This window comes from Actinomadura sp. NPDC000929 (assembly GCF_040492065.1).
Classification (GTDB): Bacteria; Actinomycetota; Actinomycetes; order Streptosporangiales; family Streptosporangiaceae; genus Spirillospora; species Spirillospora verrucosospora.
This window is the reverse complement of record NZ_JBEUPA010000120.1, coordinates 1-19,061: the sequence shown is the minus strand read 5'-3', so window position 1 is coordinate 19,061 and position 19,061 is coordinate 1. Positions and strand designations below refer to the sequence as shown.

Genomic DNA, 19,061 nt, shown 5'->3' with positions numbered 1-19,061 from the left:
GTGAGGACGGCCCCGGCGCGGGCATGCAGAGCCGGAGGAGGAGGCACATGAACCAGAGTGAGACCGAGGACGACCGGCGCGCGCGGCTCCGCGACATCGAGGAATCCCTGAAGCGGCTGCGCGCGGACCTTCCCGCACCGTCCGGCGACCCCACGGACATGGTGGACTCCGGTCAGTACCTCGCCCAGCGCGAGGAGCTGCAGGGGCAGATCGACCTGCTGGAGGCCGAGCGCGAGCGGCTCCGCGCCGATCTCGGGATGACCTGAGCGCCCGGGGGCGGCCGGGCCGGGGAACAAAGCCCGGCCGTCCCCGGTTCCGCAGGCATGACCACCTACGAGGAGTTCGAGCGCGCGACGCTGTTCTTCGACGCCCGGGACTACGCGGGCGCTGCGCGCATGCTGGCCCCGATCGTCGACGGCGACCCGGGCAACCGCGCCGCGGTCGAGCTGCTCGGCCGCGCCTACTTCCACAGCGCCCAGCTCGGCCGCGCCGAGGAGACGCTCCGCCGCCTCGTCGAGCTCGACCCGGGCAACGGCTGGGCCTACGAGGCACTGGCCCGCACCCTGGAGCGGCGGAGCCGCCCGGACGAGGCCCGCGCCTTCCGCAAGCTCGCCCGCGCCATGGGCGTCGAGCCCACCGCGGAGATCGAGGTCTCCGTGACCGCCGCCGACCTGGCCTGACGTCCCGTCCCGAAGGGGCCGTCCCCCTGGGGACGGCTACCTCGGGACGTCGTCGCTGGGGAGGCGCAGGACGAAGCGGGCGCCGGGGACGCCGTCGATGCGGTCGGTGAGGATCAGCGACCCGTGGTGCGCCTCGGCGATGTCGCGGGAGATCGCCAGGCCGAGGCCGGTGCCGCCGGCGTCGCGGTGCCGGCCCTCGGCCAGCCGCGCGAACCGCTCGAACACCCGCTCGCGGTCGTCCGGCGGGACGCCCGTGCCGTCGTCGATCACCTCGACCACCGCGGTGGCGGGCTTCTCCGTGCGCAGGATCACCGTCACCTCGCCGGCGGCGTGCCGGTCGGCGTTGTCGATGAGGTTGGTCAGCAGCCGCGCCAGGTCGCTGCGCCCGCCCCGCACCACCACGGGGCCCTCCGCGAGCACCGTCACCTGGACGCGGCGGGGACGGCGCAGCACCTCCTGGTCGGTGATCTCGGTCAGGTCCACCCGCTCCATGGGGGAGGCGGTGCGGTCGGCGTCGAGCCGCGCGAGCGCGAGCAGGTCGTCCACCACCGCCGACAGCCGCTCGGTGTTGACCAGGACGGCGCGCAGCGCGGCGGGGACGTCGGTGTCCTCGGGGGCCGACAGCGCCAGTTCCAGCTCCATGCGCAGCGCGGTGAGGGGGCTGCGCAGTTCGTGCGAGACGTCGGAGACGAACGCGCGCTGCCGCGCGACCGCCTCCTCCAGGCGGTCCAGGGTGGCGTTCACGCTCTCGGCGAGCCGCCCCACCTCGTCGCGGCGGTGCGGCTCCGGCACGCGGCGCTCCAGGTCCGTGGCGGTGATCTCGTCCAGCTCGCGGCGGATCCCCTCGACCGGGAGCAGCGCCCGGTTCACCGACAGCCACGTCCCGTAGCCGGCGAGCAGGGTGATGAAGGGGATGCCCAGCAGGATCAGCACCCCCGAGACCGGGCGCGGCAGCGGCCCCGGTGCGGGGGCGAGCGAGTTGATGAACAGCGCGTCCGGTCCGAGCCCCACCCGGCGCTCGACGATCACGAAGCAGTGGGCGCCCGGCGCGTCGATCCCGCAGACGCGGCCCACCCGGCGCTCCTCGAACGGCGGCGGCGGCGGGAACCGGACCCTGGGGCGGCCCCGCATCCGCGGGGTGGCCGCGACCACCTGGCCCCGCTGGTTCACCACCTGCTGGAGGCTGTCGGTGGTGGGGGAGATGTCCAGGGTGAGCTGCCCGGTCTCGATCGCCGTCGCCGTCCGCCGGTTGTCGCGCGCCAGCGCCCGCACGAGATCCTGGTAGGCGTCCTGCTTGAGCTGGACCAGTAGCACCGCGCTCAGCGCCGACGACAGCACGAAGGCCACCAGCGAGGCCGCCACCGTCACTCGGAACCGGATCTCCGGGTGGCGCAGCACGGCTTGCCAGATCCAGCCGCTCGGGGACGGCCGGCGGAGCCGGACGCCTATGACGACCTCCCTGGTGCGCTGCACGTCATGTCAGTACCGGGGAGTTCTTACCTGGGCAGGGCGGATCCCATCCGGGTCGGCGGGTAAAAGATTGTCAGTGTCCCTCGTCGACGCCCCAGCGGCGCCGGATCGCCCCGTCCACCAGCCCGAACAGCTGGTCGATCACGATGCCGAGGACCAGGATCATCAGCATGTAGGAGATCATGTCGGCGGTGTTGTTCAGCTCCCTGGCCTGCGACAGCAGCACCCCGAGCGAGGTCGTGTCGCCGATGACGACCAGCAGCTCGCCCGCCATCAGGCTGCGCCACGCGAACGCCCAGCCCTGCTTCAGCCCCGCCACGAACGAGGGAAGCGAGGCCGGCAGGATCAGGTGCCGGTACAGCGCGAGGCCCCGCAGCCCCATCACCTTCCCCGCGCGCAGCAGGATCGGCGGCGTGTAGTCGACGCCCGTGATCAGCCCGTTGGCGATCGACGGGGCCGCGCCGAGGATCACCACGAACAGGATCGCGCTCTCGCTGAGCCGGAACAGCAGGATGGCGAGCGGGAACCAGGCGATCGACGGCATCGTCTGCAGACCGGTGATCAGCGACCCGAACGCCCGGCGCAGCACCCGGAACCGCGCGACCAGCGCGCCGACAACGACGCCCACGGCCACGGCGAAGGCGAACCCGACGACCGCACGCCGCATCGTCAGGGCGACGGCGTCCCAGAACCGCCCCGAGGTGAGCTGGTCCCAGAACACCGGGAGCGTGTCCCTGGGGCCGGGGAGCACCCACGGCTCCTTCCAGCCGCTCCACACGACCAGCTGCCACGCCGCGAGCGCGATCAGCACGGCCGCGACGATCGGCCACGCCGCCGACCACGCCCGCTGGAGGAGCCGGGTACGCGCCGTCCCGCCGAGCTCCAGCGCGTCCAAGCCCGCCAGCTCGCGGTCGAGCCGCCTCTCGCCCTTCACCGTGTCATGCGCCATGCCGGACGACCTCCTCGCGCAGCCGGTCGGTGATGGTCCCGGCCAGGGAGGCGACCTCGGGGGAGTCGATCCGCCGCGGCCGCTCCATCGGGACGGGGAACTCCTCCACGACCCGGCCCGGCCGGCTGCTGAGCAGCACCACCCGGTCGCCGAGCCGCACCGCCTCCCTGACGTTGTGCGTGACGAACAGCACGGTCAGGGCGCGCTCCCGCCAGATCCGCTCGATCTCGTCGTGCAGCAGGTCGCGGGTCATCGCGTCGAGCGCGCCGAACGGCTCGTCCATCAGCAGGACGGTCCCCTGCCCCTCGCCGGCGTCGTCCTCGGTGAGGGCGAGGGCGCGGGCCAGCGCGACCCGCTGCCGCATGCCGCCCGACAGCTGGTGCGGGCGCCTGCCGGCGAACCCGCCGAGGTGCACCGAGTCGAGCAGCCGGCCCGCCCGGCTCCGCCGCTCGCCCCGCGGGACGCCGCGCGTCTTCAGGGCGAGTTCGAGGTTGCCGGTCACCGTCAGCCACGGGAACAGCGCGGGCTCCTGGAACATCAGCGCGACCCGCGCGCCGTCCTTGTCGATCGTCCCGGCGCTCGGGCGTTCGAGGTCGGCGACCAGGTTGAGCAGCGTGCTCTTGCCGCAGCCGGACGCGCCGACCAGGCACACGAACTCGCCGGGGGCCACGTCGAGGGAGACCTTGTCGAGCGCGAGGAGCGCGGATCCGCCGGTCCCGAACGCCTTGGAGACCTCGCTGAGGCGGACCGCCGTGTCCGCGGTCATCGGTCGCTGACCTGTGCCTTCCCGCCCGCCTTGAGCACGTCGTTGAGCGGGGCCAGGTTGTAGATCCCGTCCAGGTCGGTCTTCTCCAGCAGGCCGATCTCCTCGGCGTGCGCCGCGCCCGCGACCAGCGAGGACGCGACCGGGTCGGTGGTGAAGTCGATCTCCTTGAAGGCCGCCGTGAGCACGTCCTGCTTCAGCGGCTTGCCGCTCAGCTTGGCGAGGGCGTCGTTGGTGACCTTCTCGGCGTCCGCCTTGTTCTGGTTGATGTAGTCGGTGGCCTCGACGACGCCCTGGAGCAGCTTCTTGACCTGGTCGGGGTGCTTCTTCTCGTACTCCTGGCTGACGAGCAGGTTGGTGATGACGAACTTGCCGCCGGGCCACAGCGACTTCTCGTCGAGCAGCCGCTCGCCCTTGTTCTCCAGGATCAGCCGCGAGGCGTAGGGCTCGGGCACCCAGGCCCCGTCGATGTCGCCCTGCGCGAACGTCTGCAGCGTCTGGGCGTTCTCCTGCGGGACGACCTTGACGTCCCCGCTGCCGTCCTTGTTCGCGGTGAGGCCGTTCTTCTTCAGCCAGTACCGCAGCGCGACGTCCTGCGTGTTGCCGAGCTGCGGGGTCGCGATCTTCTTGCCGCGCAGGTCCTGGACGCCCTTGATCCCGGGCTTGACCACCAGCGAGACGCCGCCCGAGGCCGCGCCGGAGATGATGTGGACGGCCTTGCCGTGCGACTTGGACCAGGCGTTGATGGACGGGTTGGGCCCGACGAACGTCGCGTCGATCGCGCCGGAGAACAGCGCCTCGACGGCGGCCGGACCGGCGTTGAACGTCGCGGTCTTCGGCGCGGCGCCGAGGTGCTTGGCGAAGATGCCCTTCTCGACGCCGACCAGGGCGGTCGCGTGGGTGAGGTTCGGGAAGTAGCCGAGCCGGAGCGGGGCCGCGTCCCCGCCGGACTCCTCATCGCCGCCGCCGCAGGCGCCGAGCGTGCCCGCTGCGACGAGAACGGTCAGTGCCACGGCGGCGACGCGCCCGCGGAGTCCACGATGCATTGGAAGTTTCCCTATCAATCAAGTCTGTTTGACCTGCTTAGTAGATAAGGCGGGCGTTCTCCGCGTCAAGTCGTCTTCCTGGCACGATGCGGTCGCCGAGGTGGAGTTGTTTCGCCACCGTCGTCCCCTATGTGCGTTTCTCTGAGGGCTACGGCGAGGCGGTTGGGCGGCGGCGGGGCCGCGCGGATAGGCTCGGTGACCGCACCGACCATCCGCACCATCAGGGGGTTCCCCGTGTCGTCGATCGAGGCCGTAATCGCCCGGGAGATCCTTGACTCCCGCGGCAACCCGACCGTCGAGGTCGAGGTGTTGCTCGCCGATGGGACCGAGGCGCACGCGGCGGTCCCGAGCGGCGCCTCCACCGGCCAGTTCGAGGCGGTCGAGCTGCGCGACGGCGGCGAGCGCTACGGCGGCAAGGGCGTCCGGAAGGCCGTCAAGGCCGTCAACGAGACCATCGACGAGAAGCTCGTCGGCTACCCCGCCTCCGACCAGCGCCTGATCGACCAGCTGCTGATCGACCTCGACGGGACCCCCGCCAAGTCCGCGCTCGGCGCCAACGCCATCCTCGGCGTCAGCCTCGCCGTCGCCAAGGCCGCCGCCGACTCCGCCGGCCTGCCGCTGTTCCGCTACGTGGGCGGCCCGAACGCGCACCTGCTGCCCGTCCCGATGATGAACATCCTGAACGGCGGCGCGCACGCCGACACCAACGTCGACATCCAGGAGTTCATGATCGCGCCGATCGGCGCGGCCACCTTCGCCGAGGCGGTGCGCTGGGGCGCCGAGACCTACCACGCGCTGAAGTCGGTGCTGAAGTCCAAGGGCCTGAACACCGGCCTCGGCGACGAGGGCGGCTTCGCCCCCGAGCTGCCGAGCAACCGGGACGCCCTCGACCTCATCCTGGAGGCGATCCGCAAGGCCGGCTTCACCCCCGGCCGCGACATCGCCCTCGCGCTGGACGTCGCCGCCACCGAGTTCCACGCCGACGGCCAGTACGCGTTCGAGGGCACCAAGCGGTCCGCCGACGACATGGCCGCCTACTACGGCGAGCTGCTCGGCAACTACCCCCTCGTCTCCATCGAGGACCCGCTCGACGAGGAGGACTGGGCCGGCTGGGAGGGCCTCACCGCCGCCGTGGGCGACCGCGTCCAGCTCGTCGGCGACGACCTGTTCGTCACCAACCCCGAGCGGCTCGGGCGCGGCATCAAGTCCGGCGCCGCCAACGCGCTGCTGGTCAAGGTCAACCAGATCGGCACGCTCAGCGAGACCCTCGACGCCGTCTCGCTCGCGCAGACCAGCGGCTACCGCTGCATGATGAGCCACCGCTCCGGCGAGACCGAGGACACCACGATCGCCGACCTCGCCGTCGCGACCAACTGCGGCCAGATCAAGACCGGCGCCCCCGCCCGCAGCGACCGGGTCGCCAAGTACAACCAGCTGCTGCGCATCGAGGAGCTGCTGGACGACGCCGCGCGCTACGCCGGCGCCGCCGCGTTCCCGCGCTTCGACGCGCAGGGCTGAGCCGCGCGGCCCGGCGGGGCGGCGTCCCCGTCCCGCCGGGCACCGGTTTCCGGCAGCCGAGCCACAGGCAGGGGACACGATGGCGCAGGGCGACGACCACGAGACCGGCCGCGGGACGCGGGGCGGCCGGGCCCGCCGTTCCAATCCGGCGCTGACGAGCCGCGCCGCGATCCTCGCGGTGGTGATGTGCGCGATCGCGCTGAGCCTCGCCTACCCTGTCCGGGAGTACATCGCCCAGCGCAAGGAGATCGCCGACCTGCGCCGCCAGGAGGCGATGTCCCGCCGCCAGGTCGAGATCCTCGCCCAGCGCAAGCAACAGCTGGGCGACAAGTCGTACATTGAGCGTGAGGCGACGCGGCGGCTCCATTACTGTCGTCCTGACGTGAAGTGCTACATCGTCCTGGACGGCGGCGAAGGCGACGGGCAGCAGTCCCGCAGGGGCGGAACGGAGACCAGACCGCCCTGGTACGAGACGCTGTGGCGGTCGGTGGAGGCCGCCGACAGGCCCCGCTGACGGTCCCTGAGGCGCGGAGGAGAACGGATCCCCGGATCCGCGGGTGGATACATGATCGATGCACGTGACACGGCCGCGGTCGCGGCCCAGCTCGGGCGCGAGCCGCGCGGCGTCCGCCGCGTGGCGGGGCGCTGCCCGTGCGGGCAGCCCGCCGTGATCGAGACGGCGCCGCGGCTCCCGGACGGGACGCCCTTCCCCACGCTGTTCTACCTGACGTGCCCGAAGGCGGCCTCGGCCATCGGGACCCTGGAGGGGAGCGGCGTCATGCGCGACATGCAGGCCAGGCTCGCCGGCGACCCGTCCCTGGCGGCGAAGTACGCCGCCGCCCACGAGGACTACCTCCGCCGCCGCGACGAGGCCGCCCGCGAGGACGGCGTCGAACCGCTTCCCGAGGGCATGCAGAGCGCCGGCGGAATGCCGGAGCGCGTCAAGTGCCTGCACGCCCTCGTCGCGCACGAGCTGGCGGTGCCGGGCGTCAACCCGTTCGGCCGCGAGGCCCTGGACGCGCTGCCCGACTGGTGGCGCTCGGGGCCCTGTGTTCAGGTCGAACCTGGAGAGACCGTCGAACCTGTCGAATCGGAACCTGAACCCGGGGAGGCGCGGTGACGCGCGTCGCGGCCATCGACTGCGGGACCAACTCGGTCCGCCTGCTGATCGCCGACATCGAGGCCGGTGGCGACGGCGAGGCCGGCGCCACGCTGACCGACGTCGAGCGCCGGATGGAGATCGTCCGGCTGGGGGAGGGGGTCGACCAGACCGGGCGGCTGTCGCCCGCCGCGCTGGAGCGCACCTTCACCGCGATGCGCGGGTACGCCGAGCTGATCGAGCGGCACGGCGACGGGCACGGGCCGGTCAAGACCCGGGTGGTCGCGACCAGCGCGACCCGCGACGCCGCCAACCGGGCCGACTTCGTCAGCGGCGTCGTCGACATCTTCGGCGTCGTCCCCGAGGTGATCAGCGGGGACGAGGAGGCCGCGCTGTCGTTCACCGGCGCCACGCGCGAGCTGGCGAAGCTGCGCCCCGCCCGCCCCTACCTGGTCGTCGACATCGGCGGCGGGTCCACCGAGATCGTGCTCGGCAGCTCCTCGGCGGACGCGGCCCGCTCCATCGACATCGGCTGCGTGCGGATGACCGAGCGGCACCTCAAGGACGACCCGCCCTCGCCCGAGCAGATCTCCAACGCCGCCGCCGACATCGACACCGCGCTCGCCGCCGTCCGCGAGACCGTCCCGGTGGACGAGGCGCGCACCCTCGTGGGGCTCGCCGGATCCGTCACCACGGTCGCCGGGATCGCGCTCGACCTGCCGAGCTACGAGCCGGCCCGCATCCACCTGGCGCGGATCACCGCCGGGCAGGTGCACGAGGTGACGCGGCGGCTGCTGCACGCCACCCGCGCCGAGCGCGCCGAGTTCGGCGTCATGCACCCCGGCCGCGTCGACGTGATCGGGGCGGGCGCGCTCATCCTCGACCGGATCATGCGCGAGTACGGATTCGGGGCCGTCGTCGTCAGCGAGCACGACATCCTCGACGGCATCGCCTGGTCGCTGTGTTGATTCAGTCCCGGCCCACTTCGCTCGCCTTGCGGCTCGCTACGTGACCGTGCCTGGGCGAACGCGGCATCGCTTCGCGATCTGCCCGGTTCCGCTCGCCTCCGGCTTCGCTCCACCGGGCAGGTCACGCGTTCGCGGGCATGGCCGAGACCACTTCCACACAGGCTGTGAGTTTGCTTCTGGCTGGCAAGGATGGGGATCGGCTGTGCGGCCTTGGTCGTGACTCGAGCCAGGCCTCAATACCTGAGCCGGGACAGCAGGGCGGGGATCAGCACGGCGTTCGGGTTCTGCTGCGGGACGTAGAGCACCGGCGCGGTTCCGCCGGCCTGCTGGATCCAGACCCGGCCCCGGTCGACGGTCGCGGTGGAGATCGACGACCAGCTCAGCGACACCCGGTCGCCGCGCACGCCGCCCGGATGGACGGTCAGCCCCTGCGCCACGTCGACCGACTCGCCCGCGCGGACGCGGCCGGCCAGCTCCTCGACGAGCCGCGGCTCCGCGTGCTCCTGGCAGAGCTGGATCAACCGCCCCCAGACCCGCTCCGGCTCGCCGTCCGGCCCCGCCGCGCGGCCGGGCGCCGCACCCGGTTCGATCACCACCTCCACGCGGGGCCCGCCGCGGAACGGATGCCGCCCCGCCTGGAAGACCCACTGCGTGCCGGGGGCGTGGCCGGGACCCGCCGGGCGCTCCGCCGCCCAGTACGCCACCCACTCCACGCGCGGCCAGGCGAGCGAGGCGTTCCCGTAGGCGACGCCCTGGTGGTCGGCGTGCAGGTGCAGGCCGCGCACGTTCACGTCCAGGGAGGGGACGGACGGGGCGCGCTCCCAGGTCGGCGCGTGCGGGGCGGTGTAGTGCTCCCCGCCGGCGGACCCGGTGCCGCCCTGCTGCTCGCGGCGCGGGAGCCGGGGCGGGCGGTCGGTCTCGGGGTTCAGCCGCTCGGTCCAGCTCTCCCCGTCCCACCAGCGCAGGCTGCCCGTGCCGTAGGGGTCGGGGTACCAGCCCGGTTGCGACACTCCTGCCTCCCGCTTCGCACAGCGCGCGTGCCGAGACACCCGCCTCCCCGACCGGCGAACGCATCGTACCGACCGGATCCGCCTCCCACCGGTCATGGGCGGAACCCGGCCACCGGCCGTGGCGTGGGACGATCGGTGGTATGCCGCCCGCCAACCCTCCGTTCGTGCCGCCCGGGTCAGGGTGGCCGGAAGACCCCGCCGCCCCCGCGAGCCCCGTCGCGCACGGCGCCGGCGACGTCGCCGACCTGGCCGCCGGGGCGCCGGATCTGCACGAGCTGTGCGCCCGCCAGTCGGTGTGCCGGGCCTGCGACCGGCTCGTGGAATGGCGGGAGAAGGTCGCCGTCCAGCGTCGCCGGGCGTTCGCGGACGAGCGGTACTGGGGCCGCCCCGTCGCCGGATGGGGCGACGAGCGGCCGCGCATCCTGATCGTCGGCCTCGCCCCCGCCGCGCACGGCGGCAACCGCACCGGCCGCATCTTCACCGGCGACCGCTCGGGCGACTGGCTGTTCGCGTCCCTGCACCGGGTCGGGCTGGCGGCCCGGCCGACCAGCGTCCACGCGGGCGACGGGCAGCGGCTCATCGGCGCGCGGATGGCGGCGACCGTCCGGTGCGCCCCGCCCGACAACAAGCCGACGCCCCTGGAGCGGGCGACCTGCCTGCCGTGGCTCGCGCGCGAGGTCGAGCAGGTCGCCCCGAGCGTCCGCTGCGTCGTGTGCCTCGGCGGTTTCGCCTGGCAGGGCGTGTGGCCGGCGCTGAAGCAGGCCGGGTACGCGGTGCCGCGCCCCCGGCCGAAGTTCGGCCACGGCGCCGAGGTCGAGCTGGCTCCGCCGCCGTCGGCGTCCCGGCGCGACCCCGTCCTGCTCCTGGGGTGCTACCACCCGAGCCAGCAGAACACCTTCACCGGCCGCGTCACCGAGGAGATGCTGGACGCGGTGTTCGTCCGCGCCCGCGACTTCCACTAGGCCGGAGGGGTCGCGACGGGGCGGACGCCGGGCCGTCCCCCTCGGACGACGTGCGCCCGGCGTTCGAGCCGCTCCCACCGCACCCCGCGAGAGCGGTCAAGGCCGCGACGCCGATGGTGCCCCAGATGATTCGTGGCATCACTTCCCCCTGAAAGCCGTCCCACGAAGAGTTCGACTGCGAGGCAGGGCCGTGGCCAAGCGGCCGCGGCGCGGCGGACCGGCCCCTGCACCGGTCCGCCGCCCCGCGACCGCTTGGCGCCCCCGTCGGGCCCTGACCTCGCGGTCTCCCTCTTGGTGGTACATCGGATGAGATGTCGGGCGCGCCGCGGAAGTTCGCACCTCCCCCCAAGACGTGAGGCAGCGGCAGAACCGGGTATCGCTCCGGATATGCCAATCCAGCGCACGAAACAGATCGTGATCGTCGGCGGCGGATACGTCGGCATGTACACGGCCCTGCGTCTGCAGAAGAGGCTGCGCGGCGAGATGCGCCGCGGCGAGGTCGCCGTCACCGTCATCGACCCGCAGTCCTACATGACCTACCAGCCGTTCCTGCCCGAGGCCGCCGCGGGGAACCTGGAGCCCCGCCACGTCGTCGCGCCGCTGCGCAAGGTCCTGAACCGCTGCCGCATCGTGAACGGGTTCGTGACGCGGATCGACAACGCCTCCAGACGGCTCACCCTCCGCCCCGCCGGCGCGCACACCTCCGGCGTGCCGGAGCGGGACGTCGAGTACGACATGCTCGTCGTCAGCCTCGGCTCCATCTCGCGGACCCTGCCCATCCCGGGCCTCGCCGAGTGCGGGATCGGCTTCAAGACCGTCGAAGAGGCGATCTTCCTGCGCAACCACGTCCTGCACCAGCTCGACATCGCCGCGTCCAACCCGGACAACGAGGCCGTCCGCAAGCGCGCCCTCACGTTCGTGTTCGTCGGCGCCGGGTTCGCGGGCGTCGAGGCCATGGCCGAGCTGGAGGACATGGCCCGCGACGCCTGCAAGTGGTACCCGACGATCGACGAGAAGGAGATGCGCTGGATGATGGTCGAGGCCACCGACCGCATCCTTCCCGAGGTGGGCCCCGAGATGGGCCGCTGGACCGCCGAGGCCCTGCGCCGCCGCGGCATCGAGGTCAAGATGAACACGCTGCTCAAGTCCGCCGAGAAGCGGCGCATCGTGCTGAGCGACGGCGAGGAGTTCGAGGCCGGCACCCTCGTCTGGACCGCCGGCGTCAAACCGCACCCCGTCGTCAGGGAGAGCGACCTCCCCCTCGACGACAAGAGCCGCATCAGGACCACCGCCGAGCTCACCGTCGAAGGGCTCGACGGCGTCTACGCCGCCGGCGACAACGCCGCCGTCCCCGACCTCACCGACACCGGCGACTTCACCGCCCCCAACGCCCAGCACGCCGTCCGGCAGGCCAAGCGCCTCGCCGACAACATCGTGGCGGACCTGCGCGGCAAGCCCCGCAAACCGTACGTGCACGCCTACGTCGGCTCGGTCGCCGGCCTCGGCCTGCACAAGGGCGTCGCCAACGTCTACGGCCTCAAACTGCGCGGCCTGCCCGCGTGGTTCATGCACCGCACCTACCACCTGTCGCGCATGCCGACCGTCAACCGCAAGTTCCGCATCACCATGGACTGGACGCTCTCCGCGTTCTTCCGCCGCGAGATCGTTTCGCTCGGCGAACTCGAATGGCCCCGCCAGGAGTTCGAACTCGCCGCCGGACGCCAGCGCGACATCTGACAACCCGCCTTGACCGGCCGGACCGTTCCACTGGCCGAACCCGGCCGCCAGAGCTCCACAATCACGGCCCTTGGAGACGGCGGCGACAACCACTGACTCGATATGATGACGCCGCCCCTGTAGCCCAACGGCAGAGGCGGGCTCCCTAAAAGAGCCAGTGTGTCGGTTCGAGTCCGACCAGGGGCACGTGCGGCGAACCCTGCTCGCCGATCTTCTATCGGCTTCGCCTTGGCTCTCGGCGGCGGACCCTGCTCGCCGTCTTTGACGGCTTCGCCGGGGCTCGCAGCGTCTGCCCAGGGGGCGACCCCCTGGAACCCCCGATGCTCGGGCTTCGCCCTCGCGTGGGCTCGGCTTCGCCATCGCCTTCTCCTCGGGTCGGGGTCGGCGGTCGTCTGGCCCGTGCTCGGCTTCGCCTTCGTCCGGGTGCTCGGCTTCGCCTTCGCTGCGCGGGTGGGCGGGTGCTGCGGCTCGGGGGGCTTTTCGGGGGGTGTTGGGGCTGATCAACTGGGGGGTTCGCGGCTTAGACTGGTGGGTCACCTCGGCGGAAGTGGAGACCTGATGGAGAGCAGAAACCCGGCGTTCCGGGGGAGCGCCTTCGACCAGCGGGGCGGAGGGTACGGCGGGGCCGCCTATGCCGCGCCCGGGTACGCGCCGGCCGCCACCAGGACGATGACCATGGACGACGTCGTCGTCCGCGGATTTCTGACGCTCGTGACCCTGGTGGCCACGGCGGCGCTGGCCTGGGCGCTGGTGCCGACCGCGCGCGCCGCGCCCGTGCTGGTCGTGGCGCTCATCGCCGAGATCGGCATCTGGGCGTTCATCGCGTTCGGCCGCAAGGCGAACGCGGCGACGGTGCTGGCGTTCGCCGCCGTCTACGGCGTCGTCGTCGGGATCGTCAGCCACTCCTACAACGACATCTACCACGGAGTGGTCTTCCAGGCGGTGGTCGGGACGGCGCTGGCGTTCGGCGCCACCCTCGCCGTCTACGCGCTGCGCATCGTCCGGGTCACGCCCAAGTTCGCCCGGTTCGTCATGGCCGCCGGGCTCGCGCTGATCGGGCTGATGCTCGTCAACTGGGTCGTGTACCTGTTCGGCGGCGACCACGGCATCGGGATCCGCGACCCCGGCAACCCCCTCGCCTACGTCTTCAGCGTCGTCGCGATCCTCGTCGGCTGCTTCTTCCTGCTGCTCGACTTCGACGCGGTCGAGACCGGGGTGCGGACGGGCGCGCCCGAGAAGTTCGCCTGGTATTGCGCGTTCGGGCTGGTGCTGAGCCTGGTGTGGATCTACCTGGAGATCCTGCGGCTGCTCAGCTACTTCTCCGGGCGCGACTAGGGGTGAGCGTCGGCGTGTTGTGAGCCCGACGCAGTGAGGTCTCCGGTCGGCGCGCTTCGAGAAGAAGGGCCCGGGGTTCCGGGCCCTTCGCCGGAGTTGATATGTCAGGCAGCCAGCGTCCGAGACGCTGTGTGTGCTGGCTCTTCGTCGTAGCGGGTGGTGGCGATCTGCCCGGAGGTCAGTCGCTGACCACCTGGTCGGTCCACGGGAGGTGCAGGTCGTCGCCTGCCCGCCGGGGGACGATGTGGATGTGCAGGTGGAAGATCGTCTGGGTGGCCTCGCCGCCCGCCGAGGTGATCACGTTGCACGGGAACGCCTCGCGGGCGAGCTCGGCCGCCCTGGCCATCGTCGTCGCCGAGACCATCGGGTCCTCGGTGACGTCGTCGACGTGCACGCGGGGCACCACCAGGACGTGGCCCTCCACGACCGGACCGAGCGGCACGAATGCCACCGCGTCCGGCCACTCCCGCACGATCTCGGCAGGAGCCGTACCTTCGACGATCTTGCAGAAAATGCACGAGCCGCGCTCGGTGCTGATCGGCTTGGTCATGGTCATCTCCCCGTTTGTGCGGCGCCCATGCTGGTTTGCAGGACGCGGCTTCGGGGGACGACCGTGCCCGGCCGGGGCCATCTGGCAAGTGTGACGTGCGGCTCCTGGCAGGCGGTCTACGGGCCGTTCAACACCGGCAACGTAACGGCGCTGGGCGCGGGTCCTGGCCGGGGCGGTCCACGCGTTGATCAGCCCCGCGCCGGGCGGCGTGGGGCTGATCTGTGCGGGATCTCTGCGCCAAGGTCGTGGCGCGCAGCGGCACGACGGCGGGGACACCCTCTGGCGGGATCCCGCAACGTTCGGTATGACGTTCGATCGGCGCGCCCTCCCCAGGGGAGGCGCGTGCTCAGTAGTGGCGGGCGCGGCGCGTGCGCTCGTGCTCGCGGACCAGGGCCGCGGCGTAGCCGTGGGAGAGGTTGTGCTCCTCGGCCAGCCAGGTGCTGCGTTCCTCGCAGCGCGTGAACGAGGGCCCGTTCTCGATCGTGGTGAACCACTCGGGGATGTCACGTCCGGTGACTTGCGGAATGCGGGCTATCAGCTTGCTGTGCGTCTCCGGCGAGTGGTTCAGTGACAATTGGCACCTCCAGGTCGCGGGGCTCTTCCTGCCGACTCTGCAACACCTCTCCGCATGTGACAACCCCCTAACGGGGACCTATCCATGACGTTATGTAGATCATCCGTAACGGGGATGATCCCCGGAAACGCGCAGGTGGCCCGCAGGGAGCCGCGTGAGGGCGGTTCCGCGCGGGCCACCGTGCAGGGGTCAGGTTTCCGTTTCCCTGGGTAAGGCTGGTCTTACCTTTAGGAGAGGCGCTCCAGGACCATGGCCATGCCCTGGCCGCCGCCCACGCACATCGTCTCCAGACCGAACTGCTTGTCGTGGAACCTGAGGCCGTTGAGGAGCGTGGAGGTGATCCGGGCGCCGGTCATGCCGAAGGGGTGACCGACCGCGATCGCGCCGCCGTTGACGTTCAGCTTGTCGTGGTCGATGCCGAGCTCCTCGGCGGACGGCAGCACCTGCGCCGCGAACGCCTCGTTGATCTCGACGAGGTCGATGTCGTCGATCGTCATCCCGGCCTTGGCCAGGGCCCGGCGGGACGCCTCCACCGGGCCGAGCCCCATGATCTCGGGGGACAGGCCGGTGACGCCGGTCGACACGATGCGGGCCAGCGGGGTGATGCCGAGCTCGGCGGCCTTGGTGTCGCTCATGACCACGACCGCGGCGGCGCCGTCGTTCAGCGGGCAGCAGTTGCCGGCGGTGACCGTCCCGTCCGGGCGGAAGACCGGCTTGAGCTGCGACACCTTCTCGTAGGTGGTGCCGGGGCGGGGGCCGTCGTCCTTGGCCACGACGGAGCCGTCCGGCAGCGTCACGGGGGTGATGTCCTTCTCCCAGAACCCGTTGGCGAGAGCCTTCTCGGCGAGGTTCTGCGAGCGGACGCCGAACTCGTCCTGCGCCTGGCGGGAAACGCCGCGCAGGGCCGCCACGTTCTCGGCGGTCTGGCCCATCGCGATGTAGATGTCGGGCAGCGCGCCGTCCTCGCGCGGGTCGTGCCACACGGCGGCGCCGCCCTCGCCGGCCTTGGCGGTGCGCTCCTGGGCGTCGGCGAACAGCGGGTTCTGCGTGTCGGGCAGGCCGTCGCTGCTGCCCTTGGCGAACCGGCTGACGGTCTCGACGCCCGCCGAGACGATGACGTCGGCCTCCCCGGCGCGGATCGCGTGCAGCGCCATCCGCGTCGTCTGGAGCGAGGACGAGCAGTACCGGGTGATGGTGGCGCCGGGCACGTTGTCCCAGCCCAGCAGGACCGACACCACGCGGCCCATGTTGTAGCCCTGCTCGCCGCCGGGCAGGCCGCAGCCGAGCAGCAGGTCGTCGATCTGGCTCGGGTCCAGCTGCGGGACCTTCGCCATCGCGGCGGTGACCATCTGGGCGGTGAGGTCGTCGGGCCGGATGTCCTTGAGCGACCCCTTGAAGGCGCGCCCGATCGGCGAGCGCGCGGTTGCGACGATGACTGCCTCGGGCATGTGCGGGTCTCCTTCTCAGCGCCAACGGTGTTACTCACCGGTCACCAGCAATCTAGCCGCTGGCCCCCCGCCCCGTACACGCCGCCCCCCGCGCCTGGTGGACGGAACGTCCAATAAGTGTGGGCTTACCTCGTTCAACTGGGCGAGGTCCCGGCGGCCGGGTGACCGCCGCCCCATGTGTCCGGGACGCCGGGCACCGGAGAGTGGGATCGCCGCCACCGGCCGGGCCACCGCCAGCGCGGGCGAAGCCTCGGCCGGCACCCCGGACCGCCGGGGCCCGCCACCGGTGACCGGGCGGGCTCCGGCTCCGTGAGCGCCGGGCCGTCCTCCCGGGGAAGGTGTCCGGCCGCGTGGCGCCGGGGCAGGTGCCGCAGCGGGTACCGCAGGGTGGCCCAGCGGCCCCGGGGGCCGCGGTCGAGCCCGGCGACGGACGCGCCGCTGACCTCCGTGCCGGCCCGCTCGGCGGCCTCGGCGGCGGCGAGGTAGACGGGCAGGACGTCCGCGGCCAGGTGGTCGGACAGATCGTGCCCCAGGCCCAGCGCGGCCGCCATCGACGGCAGCACGGCGGCCGACGCGGCGGCGTAGCCGCGGGCGGACGGGTGGTAGCGGTCCTCGCTGAACATCGCGAGCGGGTCGGCGGCGAACTCGTGGCCGAGCAGGTCGCCGAGCGACACCGAGCGGCCGCCGCGCTCGACGACGGCGATCGTCTGGGCGGCGGCGAGCTGCCGGCTCGCGCGGCGCGCGAACCAGCGCAGCGGCGGCATCAGCGACTTCACGGAGCCGAGGTCGGGGCAGGTGCCGACGACGACCTCGCCGCCGGCGCCGCGCAGCCGCTCCACCGCGCGGGCCAGGTGCCGGACGGACTCGGCGGCCGGGACCCGCCCCGTCACGTCGTTCGCGCCGATCATGATGACGGCGACGTCGGGACGGGTCTGCAGGGCCTGGTCGACCTGGCCGTCGAGCGCCTGCGAGCGGGAACCGGAGCGGGCGACGTTCGTCAGCCGGACGGGACGTCCCGCGATCGCGGACAGCCCGGCCGCCAGCAGCGCGGCGGGAGTCTCCTCCGGGGTGCGCACGCCGAGCCCGGCGGCGGTCGAGTCGCCCAGCATGACCAGCGAGAGCGGGTCGCCGCCGCGCGTCCCGCCGTACAGGCCGTCGGCGATCGGCGGGTCGCCGTTCGGCCGTGCGAGGATGGTCCTGCGGGCGAGCCTGGCCTGCATCAGCAGCAGACCGAACGTGATGCCGCCGAGCGCGGTGATGCCTCCGCCGCCATAGGCCGCGGCGGCCGCGATGCGGCGGGCGGTGAATGCTCTCCACATGCTGCGCTGACCCTCCGTGAATTTGTACCTACCCGCACGAAAGGGTCGCGATACCTGCGGTGGCGGATCTCGGCTACCGTCGAGAACGGGAAGCCTTCCGGTCACCGCGCCGGTTTCGGCGCGCGACCGGCGGCCGACCAGGGACGCAACCATAAGATCAACACACTGAACGACAAGGATGTCGCGGTGCACGTACACGACTCGCTCATCGAGCTGATGGGCAACACCCCGCTCGTCCGGCTGCGCAAGGTGACCGCCGGCGTGGGCGGCGGCCGGGCGCCGCAGGTGCTCGCCAAGGTGGAGTACTTCAACCCCGGCGGGTCGGTGAAGGACCGCATCGCGGTCCGCATGATCGACGCCGCCGAGAAGTCGGGCGAGCTGCGCCCCGGAGGGACGATCGTCGAGCCGACGTCCGGCAACACCGGGGTCGGCCTCGCCATCGTCGCGCAGGAGCGCGGCTACCGGTGCGTCTTCGTCTGCCCCGACAAGGTCGGCAAGGACAAGATCGACGTGCTGCGCGCGTACGGCGCCGAGGTGGTCGTCTGCCCGACGGCGGTGAACCCCGAGCACCCCGACTCCTACTACTCGGTCTCGGACCGCCTCGTCACCGAGATCCCCGACGCGTGGAAGCCGAACCAGTACACCAACCCGCAGAACCCCCAGTCGCACTACGAGACGACCGGGCCCGAGCTGTGGGAGCAGACCGAGGGCCGCATCACGCACTTCGTCGCGGGCATCGGCACCGGCGGGACGATCAGCGGCGTCGGCCGGTACCTCAAGGAGGTCTCCGGCGGACGGGTCCGGATCGTCGGCGCGGACCCGGAGGGCTCGGTCTACTCCGGCGGCAGCGGCCGCCCCTACCTCACCGAGGGCGTCGGCGAGGACATCTGGCCCGAGACCTACGACCGCGACATCTGCGACGAGGTCATCGCGGTGTCCGACAAGGACTCCTTCACCATGACCCGCCGCCTTGCCCGCGAGGAGGCGCTGCTCGTCGGCGGGTCCTGCGGGATGGCGGTCGTCGCCGCGCTGCGCGTGGCCGAGCGCGCCGATCCGGACGCGGTGATCGTGGTGCTGCTGCCCGACGGCGGCCGCGGCTACCTCGGCAAGATCTTCAACGACAGCTGGATGGCGGACTACGGCTTCCTCACCCCCTCCACCGAGGAGGCGCGGGTCGGCGAGGTGCTCACCCGCAAGGGCGGCACGCTGCCGGAGTTCGTGCACGTCCACCCGCACGAGACCGTGCAGACCGCGATCGCCATCATGCGCGAGTACGAGGTGTCGCAGCTGCCGGTGATGAAGGAGGAGCCGCCGGTCATGGCGGCCGAGGTGGTCGGCTCGGTCGGGGAGACCGACCTGCTCGACATCATGGTCAAGGGCCAGGCCAAGATGACCGAGCCGGTCGAGTCGCACATGTCGGCGCCGCTGCCGACGCTCGGCTCCGGCGAGCCGGTCAGCAAGGCCGTCGGCGTCCTGGAGAAGTCCGGCGCCGCCGTCGTCCTCGTGGACGGCAAGCCCAAGGGCCTCATCACCCGGCAGGACCTTCTGGCCTTCCTGTCCGACTCCACCGGCTGACCCCGGCGGAGCGGAGAACGGCCGAGCGCCTGGAGATCGATGATCTCCAGGCGCTCGG

At 72.3% G+C, this 19,061-nt stretch carries 19 protein-coding genes and 1 tRNA gene; 11 read left to right on the top strand and 9 right to left on the bottom strand.

Features of this window, described 5'->3' with window-relative positions; all coding sequences use genetic code 11:
- The first annotated feature begins 47 nt into the window (after positions 1 to 47).
- Together ABWI04_RS31530 and ABWI04_RS31525 are read left to right on the top strand one after the other, a co-directional pair.
- The gene (locus tag ABWI04_RS31530; protein WP_345176863.1) at positions 48 to 266 is read left to right on the top strand and encodes a hypothetical protein; all 219 of its coding nucleotides are present in this window, start codon (positions 48 to 50) and stop codon (positions 264 to 266) included.
- A gap of 57 nt (positions 267 to 323) precedes the next feature.
- Positions 324 to 680, top strand: coding sequence for a tetratricopeptide repeat protein (locus ABWI04_RS31525; protein ID WP_345176865.1), 357 nt, complete (start codon positions 324 to 326; stop codon positions 678 to 680).
- Positions 681 to 716: 36 nt separating this feature from the next.
- Here the strand turns inward: ABWI04_RS31525 and ABWI04_RS31520 are convergent, their stop codons facing one another.
- The 4 genes from ABWI04_RS31520 to ABWI04_RS31505 all read right to left on the bottom strand — a co-directional run bounded on the left by ABWI04_RS31520 (position 717) and on the right by ABWI04_RS31505 (position 4,908).
- Positions 717 to 2,153 carry a sensor histidine kinase gene (locus ABWI04_RS31520; RefSeq protein ID WP_353834694.1) on the bottom strand — a complete coding sequence of 479 codons (1,437 nt, stop codon included), beginning with the start codon at positions 2,151 to 2,153 and terminating at the stop codon, positions 717 to 719.
- A gap of 70 nt (positions 2,154 to 2,223) precedes the next feature.
- Entirely contained in the window at positions 2,224 to 3,099 is an 876-nt protein-coding gene (locus ABWI04_RS31515; protein ID WP_353834693.1) for an ABC transporter permease, read from the bottom strand.
- The gene (locus ABWI04_RS31510) at positions 3,089 to 3,865 is read right to left on the bottom strand and encodes an ABC transporter ATP-binding protein (protein WP_345176874.1); all 777 of its coding nucleotides are present in this window, start codon (positions 3,863 to 3,865) and stop codon (positions 3,089 to 3,091) included. Before ABWI04_RS31510 ends, ABWI04_RS31515 begins: the two co-directional genes overlap by 11 nt.
- On the bottom strand, positions 3,862 to 4,908 hold the full coding sequence (locus ABWI04_RS31505; protein ID WP_345176876.1) for an ABC transporter substrate-binding protein: 1,047 nt from the start codon (positions 4,906 to 4,908) through the stop codon (positions 3,862 to 3,864). The genes ABWI04_RS31510 and ABWI04_RS31505 overlap by 4 nt, the downstream gene beginning before the upstream one ends.
- Positions 4,909 to 5,142: 234 nt before the next feature.
- Here ABWI04_RS31505 and eno point away from each other — a divergent pair, with 234 nt between their 5' ends.
- The 4 genes from eno to ABWI04_RS31485 all read left to right on the top strand — a co-directional run bounded on the left by eno (position 5,143) and on the right by ABWI04_RS31485 (position 8,493).
- Positions 5,143 to 6,426 carry a phosphopyruvate hydratase gene (eno, locus tag ABWI04_RS31500; protein ID WP_345177224.1) on the top strand — a complete coding sequence of 428 codons (1,284 nt, stop codon included), beginning with the start codon at positions 5,143 to 5,145 and terminating at the stop codon, positions 6,424 to 6,426.
- 79 nt (positions 6,427 to 6,505) lie between these two features.
- Positions 6,506 to 6,940, top strand: coding sequence for an FtsB family cell division protein (locus ABWI04_RS31495; RefSeq protein WP_353834692.1), 435 nt, complete (start codon positions 6,506 to 6,508; stop codon positions 6,938 to 6,940).
- A gap of 51 nt (positions 6,941 to 6,991) precedes the next feature.
- Positions 6,992 to 7,546, top strand: a complete 555-nt coding sequence (locus tag ABWI04_RS31490) for a DUF501 domain-containing protein (protein WP_345176882.1) — start codon at positions 6,992 to 6,994, stop codon at positions 7,544 to 7,546.
- Positions 7,543 to 8,493: a Ppx/GppA phosphatase family protein gene (locus ABWI04_RS31485; protein WP_345176884.1), complete on the top strand. Its 951-nt coding sequence runs from the start codon at positions 7,543 to 7,545 to the stop codon at positions 8,491 to 8,493. The genes ABWI04_RS31490 and ABWI04_RS31485 overlap by 4 nt, the downstream gene beginning before the upstream one ends.
- 233 nt (positions 8,494 to 8,726) lie before the next feature.
- On the opposite strand, the gene ABWI04_RS31480 is transcribed toward ABWI04_RS31485, so the two are convergent.
- The gene (locus ABWI04_RS31480; protein WP_353834691.1) at positions 8,727 to 9,503 is read right to left on the bottom strand and encodes a DUF2510 domain-containing protein; all 777 of its coding nucleotides are present in this window, start codon (positions 9,501 to 9,503) and stop codon (positions 8,727 to 8,729) included.
- A 140-nt stretch (positions 9,504 to 9,643) separates the two neighbouring features.
- Here ABWI04_RS31480 and ABWI04_RS31475 point away from each other — a divergent pair, with 140 nt between their 5' ends.
- From ABWI04_RS31475 to ABWI04_RS31460, 4 genes are all read left to right on the top strand, one after another.
- Positions 9,644 to 10,465 carry a uracil-DNA glycosylase gene (locus tag ABWI04_RS31475; protein ID WP_353834690.1) on the top strand — a complete coding sequence of 274 codons (822 nt, stop codon included), beginning with the start codon at positions 9,644 to 9,646 and terminating at the stop codon, positions 10,463 to 10,465.
- A gap of 387 nt (positions 10,466 to 10,852) precedes the next feature.
- Positions 10,853 to 12,202: an NAD(P)/FAD-dependent oxidoreductase gene (locus ABWI04_RS31470; protein ID WP_353834689.1), complete on the top strand. Its 1,350-nt coding sequence runs from the start codon at positions 10,853 to 10,855 to the stop codon at positions 12,200 to 12,202.
- A gap of 113 nt (positions 12,203 to 12,315) precedes the next feature.
- Positions 12,316 to 12,388, top strand: a tRNA-Leu gene (locus ABWI04_RS31465).
- Between the two features lie 372 nt (positions 12,389 to 12,760).
- Complete coding sequence (locus ABWI04_RS31460) at positions 12,761 to 13,537, top strand: Bax inhibitor-1/YccA family protein (RefSeq protein WP_353834688.1); 777 nt, start codon at positions 12,761 to 12,763, stop codon at positions 13,535 to 13,537.
- Positions 13,538 to 13,715: 178 nt separating this feature from the next.
- Here the strand turns inward: ABWI04_RS31460 and ABWI04_RS31455 are convergent, their stop codons facing one another.
- The 4 genes from ABWI04_RS31455 to ABWI04_RS31440 all read right to left on the bottom strand — a co-directional run bounded on the left by ABWI04_RS31455 (position 13,716) and on the right by ABWI04_RS31440 (position 17,428).
- The gene (locus tag ABWI04_RS31455) at positions 13,716 to 14,087 is read right to left on the bottom strand and encodes an HIT family protein (RefSeq protein WP_353834687.1); all 372 of its coding nucleotides are present in this window, start codon (positions 14,085 to 14,087) and stop codon (positions 13,716 to 13,718) included.
- 346 nt (positions 14,088 to 14,433) lie between these two features.
- Positions 14,434 to 14,661 carry a DUF4287 domain-containing protein gene (locus tag ABWI04_RS31450; protein WP_179843986.1) on the bottom strand — a complete coding sequence of 76 codons (228 nt, stop codon included), beginning with the start codon at positions 14,659 to 14,661 and terminating at the stop codon, positions 14,434 to 14,436.
- A 227-nt stretch (positions 14,662 to 14,888) separates the two neighbouring features.
- On the bottom strand, positions 14,889 to 16,109 hold the full coding sequence (locus ABWI04_RS31445; protein WP_345176900.1) for an acetyl-CoA C-acetyltransferase: 1,221 nt from the start codon (positions 16,107 to 16,109) through the stop codon (positions 14,889 to 14,891).
- Between the two features lie 134 nt (positions 16,110 to 16,243).
- Positions 16,244 to 17,428 carry an SGNH/GDSL hydrolase family protein gene (locus ABWI04_RS31440; protein WP_353834686.1) on the bottom strand — a complete coding sequence of 395 codons (1,185 nt, stop codon included), beginning with the start codon at positions 17,426 to 17,428 and terminating at the stop codon, positions 16,244 to 16,246.
- Between the two features lie 186 nt (positions 17,429 to 17,614).
- Here ABWI04_RS31440 and ABWI04_RS31435 point away from each other — a divergent pair, with 186 nt between their 5' ends.
- Positions 17,615 to 19,003, top strand: coding sequence for a cystathionine beta-synthase (locus ABWI04_RS31435; protein ID WP_345176905.1), 1,389 nt, complete (start codon positions 17,615 to 17,617; stop codon positions 19,001 to 19,003).
- Positions 19,004 to 19,061: the final 58 nt, after the last annotated feature.

What these genes read in the sequence shown, in the direction of transcription:
- ABWI04_RS31530 (WP_345176863.1), top strand. Translation starts at nt 48, where the DNA reads ATGAACCAGAGTGAGACCGAGGACGACCGGCGCGCGCGGCTCCGCGAC.
- ABWI04_RS31525 (WP_345176865.1), top strand. Translation starts at nt 324, where the DNA reads ATGACCACCTACGAGGAGTTCGAGCGCGCGACGCTGTTCTTCGACGCC.
- ABWI04_RS31515 (WP_353834693.1), bottom strand. Translation starts at nt 3,099, where the DNA reads ATGGCGCATGACACGGTGAAGGGCGAGAGGCGGCTCGACCGCGAGCTG.
- ABWI04_RS31510 (WP_345176874.1), bottom strand. Translation starts at nt 3,865, where the DNA reads ATGACCGCGGACACGGCGGTCCGCCTCAGCGAGGTCTCCAAGGCGTTC.
- ABWI04_RS31505 (WP_345176876.1), bottom strand. Translation starts at nt 4,908, where the DNA reads ATGCATCGTGGACTCCGCGGGCGCGTCGCCGCCGTGGCACTGACCGTT.
- ABWI04_RS31495 (WP_353834692.1), top strand. Translation starts at nt 6,506, where the DNA reads ATGGCGCAGGGCGACGACCACGAGACCGGCCGCGGGACGCGGGGCGGC.
- ABWI04_RS31490 (WP_345176882.1), top strand. Translation starts at nt 6,992, where the DNA reads ATGATCGATGCACGTGACACGGCCGCGGTCGCGGCCCAGCTCGGGCGC.
- ABWI04_RS31475 (WP_353834690.1), top strand. Translation starts at nt 9,644, where the DNA reads ATGCCGCCCGCCAACCCTCCGTTCGTGCCGCCCGGGTCAGGGTGGCCG.
- ABWI04_RS31470 (WP_353834689.1), top strand. Translation starts at nt 10,853, where the DNA reads ATGCCAATCCAGCGCACGAAACAGATCGTGATCGTCGGCGGCGGATAC.
- ABWI04_RS31460 (WP_353834688.1), top strand. Translation starts at nt 12,761, where the DNA reads ATGGAGAGCAGAAACCCGGCGTTCCGGGGGAGCGCCTTCGACCAGCGG.
- ABWI04_RS31455 (WP_353834687.1), bottom strand. Translation starts at nt 14,087, where the DNA reads ATGACCAAGCCGATCAGCACCGAGCGCGGCTCGTGCATTTTCTGCAAG.
- ABWI04_RS31445 (WP_345176900.1), bottom strand. Translation starts at nt 16,109, where the DNA reads ATGCCCGAGGCAGTCATCGTCGCAACCGCGCGCTCGCCGATCGGGCGC.
- ABWI04_RS31440 (WP_353834686.1), bottom strand. Translation starts at nt 17,428, where the DNA reads ATGTGGAGAGCATTCACCGCCCGCCGCATCGCGGCCGCCGCGGCCTAT.